Here is a 3,304-nt window from a genome sequence, read left to right as displayed (position 1 = left end):
ACATAGGGCTGTCATCTGGCCCATTTAGATTTGCATTCTAAACAGTAAAGTCAATTTTATGATCAGTCAACTAGCAAATTTAAATTGGATCAGCGTTTCAGTTGCATTTGTTGCCTATTTTTTGCTCGGCGCCTTATGGTTCACATTACTTTTTCATAAGCAGTACAAAATTTCCCTGGGGCGTGAGAACGAAACCCTGCAAAACAATGCGCCAATCTTTATTGTAGGTCCTGCGCTTTGCTCACTGGTGATCACCATTGTGAGCGCAGTTTTAATTTATGTGCTGAATATTCATCAGTTTGCAGGTGCTTTGGAGTTTGCTATAGTTATTGGCATTGGGTACCTGTTTGCCAATACGGTTAATATTGCCATCAACCCCAATATTCCCCGCCCCATTCTTTATGGAATTATAACCGGTACCTATCATTTACTGGGTATACTCATCGTAAGCATTATTTTAATTTCAATGAAATAAGGTGAGCGTAATTCAAAAAAAGCAGGCAGCAACTTTTTGCCCGGCAAGCCGGGAAGACTGGCGGCAATGGTTAAAGGAAAACCATCGTTTAAAGGAATCCGTTCTGCTTATTTACTATAAGAAGCAATCGAATATTCCATCCATCATATATAGTGAAGCTGTTGACGAAGCGCTTTGCTTTGGCTGGATAGACAGTACGCGAACATCCCTGGGCGATGATAAGTTCATGCAGTTCTTTTGCAAACGGAAACCGAAAAGCGTTTGGTCAAAGATCAACAAGGAAAAAGTACAGCGGCTGATCGAGGAAGGGCTTATGACACCGGCAGGTTATGAGTGTATTAAAACCGCGAAACAGAATGGTTCGTGGAAAATTTTAGATGATGTTGAAAAATTGAAAATACCGAAAGACCTGGCCAGTGGCTTCAAAAGCTGGCCAGGGTCAAAGGACTATTTTATGAGCTTAAGCCGATCTGTAAGAAAAAGCATCTTACAATGGCTGGTACTTGCCAAACGGCCTGAAACGAGGCAAAAAAGGATCAGTGAAATAGCGGAACTTGCAAGTCAGCAGCTGAAACCTAAGCAATTCAGATGAATGGAATTCCTGCATGCATTGTTTAAAGTTTATAAATAAATAACAGTAATTATTGTTTGATTGCCCCGGGAAATGTTAACTTTTGCCAGTTTTAAAAGTATTTTTAAACTAGCGGATTTTATTTTATATTCATACTGAATTCTACTGACGTTAAGAAACCACCAATTCTTATAGTTCACCGATCCCTAAAGTGAGATATCAATGAAAAGTCAGTAAGTAGATAACCTCCATAAACTTAAATCATGGCCGACCAAAAAATCAAGCAAACAGCACTTGGTGATGTAGCTGCCAGACAGCTTGCCATTGCTACCCGTACCGTACCACAACTTACCGCTATTTCACCAAGGTGGTTAACGCATTTATTAAACTGGATCCCTGTTGAATCAGGTGTTTACCGGTTAAACAAGGTTAGGGATGAACAGCAGGTAGAAGTTGACTGCTCTGCGCGGGATGAACGATCCCTGCCCTCAACTTTTGTTGATTATATAGAGAACCCGCGGGAATACAACCTGAGCGCGGTAACCACCGTTTTAGACGTACATACGCGTGTATCGGATCTTTACAGTAAACCGTATAACCAGATCAGCGAGCAGCTGCGCCTTACTATTGAAATTGTTAAGGAAAGGCAGGAAAGTGAGCTTATAAACAACAAGGAATACGGTTTGCTGAGCAGCATTGTACCTTCTCAGCGCATCAAAGTACGCAAAGGTTCTCCTACGCCGGATGACATGGATGAACTGATCACGAAGGTCTGGAAGGAGCCTGGTTTTTTCCTGCTGCATCCACAGGCTATTGCCGCATTTGGGAGAGAGTGCACAAGACGGGGCGTGCCTCCGCCAACCGTATCGCTCTTTGGTTCGCAGTTCCTCACCTGGAGAGGCATTCCGCTTATCCCATCTGATAAAGTGCCTATTGTTGATGGCAAGACAAAAATAATATTACTCAGAACCGGTGAAAGCCGCCAGGGTGTTGTTGGCTTATATCAGCCAGGATTACCCGGTGAACAATCACCCGGTTTGTCCGTGAGATTTATGGGGATCAATAACAAGGCTATTGCGAATTACCTGATCTCTTTATACTGTTCATTAGCAGTATTGGTGGATGATGCTATAGCCGTACTTGATGATGTTGAAATAGGAAATTACTATGACTACCAATAATTATCCCGAAGGCTTACCGGATGTTTCTGTGCTTGAAAAGCTGGCGAACAAGTTTTTTACCGCGCTGCCGGGAACTGCGCAGGCGCCGCCGTCTTCCACTGTTGGAGGCACACCACCGGCGGCTTTTAGCCCTTCCGGCGCCACTGATCTGAGGGATCACAAACAACCTGCCGGCAAGCTGACGGACACGGATCACATACCGGCATCTGTTGCCGGCAGCGGAATATCGCCTTCAGCTATTGAACAGGGCAATGCGGTGGATATTAACGATCCTCAAACAAGCTTGCCCGATCCACAAAGCACTGGTTTGGGTCATGTGCCTCAATCCGTTGCCGGTAGCGGAATATCGCCTTCAGCTATTGAGCAGAATAATGCGGTTGATCTGCAAAACCCGCAAACCAGCTTTCCTGATCCACACCGGTCTCTGAAACCGGATCAACCGGTTACTGGTAATGGGTATGCTTCCTACCTGGAAAGGATAAATAATCATACGGACCGTTCAGGGAATACACCACTGGGTTCAGGAAACAATTATACATTGCCCACAACATTGGATTATCTGCCGGGCTTTTTGGATCAGCCTTTTGAAGCTGCCGTATCGGAACTGCTTAAAAATATACCGTCTGTACCCTTTAGCCCTCAGCTGCCGGGTGGCAGCGTTTCCGAACCGGCGTTTTATTTTTTAAATGAAAAAAACCTTTTGAAAACTTTCGGTGATAGTTCCGTTACTGCAGCGAAAGAGCAGGGAGAAGGCAAAAAGAGCGCTGCGGATATTAACCGGATCAGGCAGGACTTTCCGATCCTGCAGGAATATGTGAAAGGCAAGCCCCTGATATGGCTTGACAATGCGGCTACCACGCAGAAGCCGAAACAGGTCATTGACAGGATCAGCTACTTTTATGAGCATGAAAATTCCAATGTTCACCGTGCGGCGCATGAGCTTGCGGCAAGATCAACAGACGCTTATGAAGCTGCCCGCAAAAAGGTTCAGACCTTCCTGAATGCAGGTTCGCCCAATGAAATTGTTTTTGTACGCGGAACTACCGAAGCCATTAACCTGGTAGCCAAAAGCTGGGG

4 protein-coding genes are annotated in these 3,304 nt (G+C 44.9%); all 4 read left to right on the top strand.

Annotated features, from left to right (window positions below):
• The first annotated feature begins 58 nt into the window (after positions 1–58).
• The gene (locus VIM72_RS08435) at positions 59–475 is read left to right on the top strand and encodes a DUF1761 domain-containing protein (protein ID WP_332002397.1); all 417 of its coding nucleotides are present in this window, start codon (positions 59–61) and stop codon (positions 473–475) included.
• 1 nt (position 476) lies between these two features.
• The gene (locus VIM72_RS08430) at positions 477–1,067 is read left to right on the top strand and encodes a YdeI/OmpD-associated family protein (RefSeq protein ID WP_332002396.1); all 591 of its coding nucleotides are present in this window, start codon (positions 477–479) and stop codon (positions 1,065–1,067) included.
• Positions 1,068–1,309: 242 nt separating this feature from the next.
• The gene (locus tag VIM72_RS08425; protein WP_332002395.1) at positions 1,310–2,227 is read left to right on the top strand and encodes a family 2A encapsulin nanocompartment shell protein; all 918 of its coding nucleotides are present in this window, start codon (positions 1,310–1,312) and stop codon (positions 2,225–2,227) included.
• The coding region (locus tag VIM72_RS08420; RefSeq protein WP_332002394.1) for an aminotransferase class V-fold PLP-dependent enzyme at positions 2,214–3,304 on the top strand (1,091 nt) is incomplete at its 3' end. The genes VIM72_RS08425 and VIM72_RS08420, both read left to right, overlap by 14 nt.

The organism is Chitinophaga sp. (genome assembly GCF_036569185.1).
In the GTDB taxonomy this organism is placed as follows: domain Bacteria; phylum Bacteroidota; class Bacteroidia; order Chitinophagales; family Chitinophagaceae; genus Chitinophaga.
Note: the sequence above shows the minus strand (reverse complement) of the source record. Positions and strands in the feature narration are given on the sequence as shown.